We start from the raw sequence: 5214 nt of genomic DNA, 5'->3' as shown, positions 1-5214 counted from the left end.
TACCAAAAACATCTTATTGAATGAGGGTATCCGCGCTTGGATGGCTCCTCAAGATCAACCCCACGAACAATTTGTATTCCCTGAAGAAGTTCTACCCCGTGGTAACGCTCTCTAATTCATTGTTGTTGATTAGTGTAAAAGCTAAAAACAAGCGATCGCTTTAGATACAACAATGTTAGGTTAAGCAAATTTGTGAGTTTAAAAATAGGGACGTTCCATGGAACGTCTCTACATTCTTTTTCACCAGATTTCTAATAAGGTTTCTTGCTATGATCTTAGAACTTCTGCTCATATTTTGGGTTTTGTGAAGGTTGAAACAACCAATAGTCGTTCCAATTTTCACGACCTTGAAATGGTTAGTCGTAAATTAGCAGCACTAATTGAGAAAATGCAAACTTCCAGACATAAAATAATGGGAGGAAAGATACCAAATTACCTGATTTTATTGATAATGGCTCAAGACTGGTTTTCTAATTTTTCCTGATCTTGCCAATTAGATGTGTAACTATATATATACCTTAATTGATTCATTGCCCTCAGCGTGGAACTGAGGGTTTAACTAAACCAATTTTCTATTTTGAATAAAAAAGCGGTAGATGCACTAACTTCTAAATGAAGCTGGGATAATCAGAATATTGAATGGACTGTTTCTGCAAGTTTCGGAGAATGAAAGTGCAGATAAATCAAGAACACTGAGAGTTACCTTAATTGATTCATTGCCCTGAGACGTTTATCTAGGGAATTTCATCATAACACACTATGAAAAAGAATAATATATTTTTTGATCAAAAGTCTAATTTTCTTCATTCTGAACATAGTTGAGAGATGGTAAATCCACCTTGATCAAAAACAGGACTTACCGAACTGGCACATTGTTAAGGTGCGTCAGACTGCATAAATATGGTAAACAAACAGATTTTTGATATCTAACGCACCCTACAATAGATTTTTGGCGTGACACTTGCGTAAGTCCTAAAAAATCTGGAAAAAAGTTAGCGACGCACAACTACTCTTGTTCCCATCCTAGCCCAACTATATAACTTCCGCGCCTGTTTAACTGGTAAATTAATACAGCCATGACTTACAGGAGTGCCAAAACGATTATGCCAGTAAGCGCCGTGAATGGCATAGCCCCGATAAAAATACATGGCATAAGGGACATTAGAAATATCATAACCTCTGCCACGCATTCGATTAATTCGGTACTTGGCGTTAATTGCGTATTTACCAACGGGTGTAGGGGTTGAACGTTTACCCGTAGAAACACGAAAAGAATAAACGAGTTTTTTTCCTTGCCATGCACGTAATCTTTGTTCAGATAGGTCTATTTCAATCCAACGAGGTTGAGATATTGACCGGGGTTTAGATGCAATGGTATTTTGATGTATGGAAATTGCATTAGCAGTAACGGATTGAGGATCGGATGTAGTTGGTGATGACCATGAAAGCAAAGTCACTAACATCATGACTACACCTGTACCAAAAGTGCCAGCACAACGGATTAAATTGCTGCGAATCCATGTTTGCATGAATCAATTACCTTCTAGTTATACAACGTGACATTTTTGGGAATTGAGAGAAATATGATTCAATTAGTTAGTTGATTTGAGATTTTCAGGACTAGAGCCAATTACTAAAAACTTCCATTTGTGGCTAATAGACCTCTTGCATAAATACTTTGGTCTCGCCAAGAATATTCTTGAAAAGCTCACGCAATCGCGCTTCGCGTTCGTGTAACGTGCCGGAGGCATATCTCGCAGAGTAGGCGCAAAGACGCAAAGAAGAATTTGAAAATCACGACTTTTGCAAGAAGTCTAATAAATTGGAGTTGTTAACTTACTCTTCATCCCAAATCTAAAATCCAAAATTAGTATGAGCTATTAATGAAAGTCTTTAAGTATCAGAAAAAGCAAACTTACTCTAAATCAAGATTTGCAGATAATGAGTTGATGTGGTTTTGTCAGATTTCTAACCTGGTGCTGATTTTAAATGAGATTTGAAAAAGCCTAAGTAAGTACAGGTAGAGCTATGCCTTACAAAATCAATTTATGCTGGGCAATGCCCACCCTACCTGTAGTTCAAAAATAATTATTTGTGAATTACTACTGGTGTGCCTATAGAAGACCAATCAAATAACCATTTAGCATGATTGGGTGCGAGATTTACACAACCATGACTTACAGGTGTACCAAATCTTTTGTGCCAGTAAGCTCCGTGAATGCCATAATTACCATCATAAAACATGGCGTGGGGAACGTTAGGAACATCATAACCTCTACCCCGCATTCGAGTTTTTTTGTACATTAATTGAACTTTAAAAGTTCCCACACGTGTAGGTGTAGATTTTTTGCCTGATGACATCAAAATTGCATAAACTGGTTTTTTACCTTCCCAAGCAATTAATCTTTGTTTGGAGAGATTGATTTGAATCCAGCGTTCTTCTGATTTTTGTAGTTTCTCTATGGATGCTTGAATTGTTTTGCTTTTAGGAATTGCCCATACGTGACTTGATATGGGGTTATTAATGGTTAGGGTAACTATTGCACCCGTGATTAACATTGTCACCAAACGCACTGGGCTAGGAGAAATTAGGCTTTTCATGGTAAACACACTCCTCTTTGTCCTGTTTCCAGATTTTTTACTGGTACAGATACGATTTTTATGGATTTTCTGTTACTAATGTAACTGTTGGTGGAGATTTTTGGCTTTTTGAGCGATCGCTGTCCAATCTCCTTGTTTAATCAGGTTTTGGGGGAATAATTCGCTACTTAAACCTACGGCTACTGCTCCAACTTGTAAAAATTCTTTAGCATTTTCTAATGTCACACCACCGGTAGGAATGAGGGGAATATGACCAAGGGGTGCTTGTAAACTTTTGATGTAGCTAGTTCCTCCCACTGATTGAACGGGGAAAACTTTCACACAACTTGCGCCCTGAGTCCAGGCGGTAACAATTTCTGTCGGTGTGAGAGCGCCGGGGATGATGGGGATATTTTGGGCGACTGCGGCCTGAATCATTTGTACATCGGTGTGGGGTGTGAAGAGAAATTGGCAGCCAGCAGCGATCGCTCTTTCTAATTCCTGAACGTTGAATAGTGTTCCTGTACCGATTAAACAGTGAGGTAATTGAGTACGGAGTTGGGAGATTAATTCAGCAGCGCGATCGCTATTCCAGGTAATTTCGATGATTTCCATTCCCCCGGAGGCTACAGCTAAGGCCATCTGCTCACCCAATGCTTTTTTTGAGGCGCGAATAACAGCGATCGCTCTATGTTGTTGTAATTTTGACAACCAAACTTGATTGGACATTTCTACTGCGACTTGTAAGCCAACACAAAATTTTAACAGCGATTTACTCTAATTTGATTTCCTCAGACTTTAATTCGGTAATTACTAAAAAAGGTCTAATTGTGTTTGTTTTACTTCCCTTTGTTTTTCGGCAGATTTCAAAACTTCTAAACTTAGACGAATATCTAGGCGTTTTTGCTCTTCGATTATTTCCTGGATGGTAACAATTTGAATTTTATCTACAGGTTGACTCATATAGCAACTTTTATAAATTCCTGCTTCTTTGGCTGTTTTCAGCATATCTTTAGTCGGTGGTTTTAGAGTAATAAAAACTCCTAATTCTGCCCCTTCTAAAGTAATTGTTCCTTGTAAATCTCGAATATCTCCAGATTTGACGTTACCAGATTTCACTTGTAAAATAATTTTTTCTGGTTCGTATTTGTCTCCTGTAAAATAAGCTATACCATCAATGCCTTTGTCTGCACCCTTTTTTTGATTAATGATAGCACGATTATTAGAATAGGTTAAAACTGCCCATTTTTCAAATTCTTTGCGAGTGCGATCGTCTTTTTTCAATGCTAATGCTTCCGCAGATTTCATGTCTTTAGGAATGCCGCTAATTTTGATATTTTCTAGCACTCCTTTACCGAAAGCATCTTCTAATCTTTTCAGAATCAAGCTAATACTTTGATAGGTAATATCAATTCCTATCCATTGCCGATTTAGTTTTTGTGAAACTTCGACTGTTGTTCCACAACCACAATAAGCATCTAGTATTACGTCATTTTCATTACTGCTAGATTGGATGATTCTTTCTAATAATGCTTTGGGTTTTTGAGTGGGATAACCCAGTCTTTCTTTCTTAGGAGTTCCCGGAATTTCAGTCCAAATATCATCAGGACTAATACCAAACATTTCATCGAGATATTGTTTTAAATAAGGTTTCCCACTTTTAGAATAATAAATTCTATCTTCAGATTCAAATTTTTCCATATTTTCATAAGAAAATGCCCAATATCTACCATTAGGAGGTAAATTTCCTTTCCAAGAATAAGATGTATTTCCACCAGGCTTTGCTGCTGATAAATCAGAAGTTTTAAACCTTCGACCATCTACATCAATTTTATTATACGAAGAATCAATATAAGACTCTGAATAATTCTGATAAACTGTATTAAAAAATGATTTTTTAGCAATTTTAACATAAAAAAGAATCACATCATGAACTCTACCAAATTGTCTAGATCCCTGTTTTGCATCATTATGGGTTGTAGTTCTTTTCCAAATAATTTCATTTAAAAAATCTCCACCTTGAGAACAAAAGATAGCATCTACAATTATCTTTAAATAATGAGAAGCTGTGGGATCGCAATGCAAATAAAAACTACCTGTTGGTTTCAAAACTCTGTGAATTTCTGCAACCCGCAAAGTCATACTTACTAAATAAGCTAAAAGACTACCCTTACCTAAAACCTTTGTTAAACCAGAAATTAAATCAATACTTTGAGAAGTGAAATGACCTAAATAGTTTTCTTGAATTTCTGCTAAACCTTGATTAGCGTGATCATCCCATGTCCAGGTGTCAATAAAAGCCTGTGCTTGGGCTTGATCTTCCTTACCAACATTATTATAAATTTGATTATAATTGCGTTTAGAATTAAAGGGCGGATCAATATAACAAAGATCAACAGTTTCATCCTTGATATGTTTTCTTAACACTTCCAAGTTATCGCCATAAAATAGTTGATTAACCATGATTAATACTCGAAATTACAAAATCATTATTTATTAACTGATGGATTCCAACTCGAAAGAATTGGTAATCACTAAACTTGAACAAGGATTACCCGCTATTACTCCAGCATTTGGTGCAACATTAGCAAAAGCCTGTGCCGCGTTACCCTATTTGTAAGATTTTTGATAAGG

The 5214-nt window shown here is 36.6% G+C and carries 4 protein-coding genes and 1 pseudogene; 1 reads left to right on the top strand and 4 read right to left on the bottom strand.

Features of this window, described 5'->3' with window-relative positions; genetic code table 11:
* A pseudogene (locus VB711_RS21645) lies at positions 1–115 on the top strand (photosystem II D2 protein (photosystem q(a) protein)); the annotation flags it as partial.
* 877 nt (positions 116–992) lie between these two features.
* On the opposite strand, the gene VB711_RS21640 reads toward VB711_RS21645, so the two are convergent.
* The 4 genes from VB711_RS21640 to VB711_RS21625 form a co-directional block, all read right to left on the bottom strand.
* Positions 993–1529 carry a L,D-transpeptidase gene (locus VB711_RS21640; protein ID WP_323288368.1) on the bottom strand — a complete coding sequence of 179 codons (537 nt, stop codon included), beginning with the start codon at positions 1527–1529 and terminating at the stop codon, positions 993–995.
* A gap of 559 nt (positions 1530–2088) precedes the next feature.
* On the bottom strand, positions 2089–2601 hold the full coding sequence (locus VB711_RS21635) for a L,D-transpeptidase (protein WP_323288367.1): 513 nt from the start codon (positions 2599–2601) through the stop codon (positions 2089–2091).
* Positions 2602–2676: 75 nt separating this feature from the next.
* Complete coding sequence (locus tag VB711_RS21630) at positions 2677–3309, bottom strand: bifunctional 4-hydroxy-2-oxoglutarate aldolase/2-dehydro-3-deoxy-phosphogluconate aldolase (RefSeq protein WP_323288366.1); 633 nt, start codon at positions 3307–3309, stop codon at positions 2677–2679.
* An 84-nt stretch (positions 3310–3393) separates the two neighbouring features.
* Complete coding sequence (locus VB711_RS21625; RefSeq protein WP_323288365.1) at positions 3394–5043, bottom strand: DNA methyltransferase; 1650 nt, start codon at positions 5041–5043, stop codon at positions 3394–3396.
* Positions 5044–5214: the final 171 nt, after the last annotated feature.

The organism is Cronbergia sp. UHCC 0137 (genome assembly GCF_034932285.1).
GTDB lineage: Bacteria > Cyanobacteriota > Cyanobacteriia > Cyanobacteriales > Nostocaceae > Cronbergia.
The sequence above is the reverse complement of the archived record's forward strand: the minus strand, read 5'-3'. Positions and strand labels throughout refer to the sequence as shown.

Bases quoted from the DNA above. Each gene is read 5' to 3' on its own strand.
- VB711_RS21630 (WP_323288366.1), bottom strand. From the start codon at position 3,309: ATGTCCAATCAAGTTTGGTTGTCAAAATTACAACAACATAGAGCGATC.
- VB711_RS21625 (WP_323288365.1), bottom strand. From the start codon at position 5,043: ATGGTTAATCAACTATTTTATGGCGATAACTTGGAAGTGTTAAGAAAA.
- VB711_RS21640 (WP_323288368.1), bottom strand. From the start codon at position 1,529: ATGCAAACATGGATTCGCAGCAATTTAATCCGTTGTGCTGGCACTTTT.
- VB711_RS21635 (WP_323288367.1), bottom strand. From the start codon at position 2,601: ATGAAAAGCCTAATTTCTCCTAGCCCAGTGCGTTTGGTGACAATGTTA.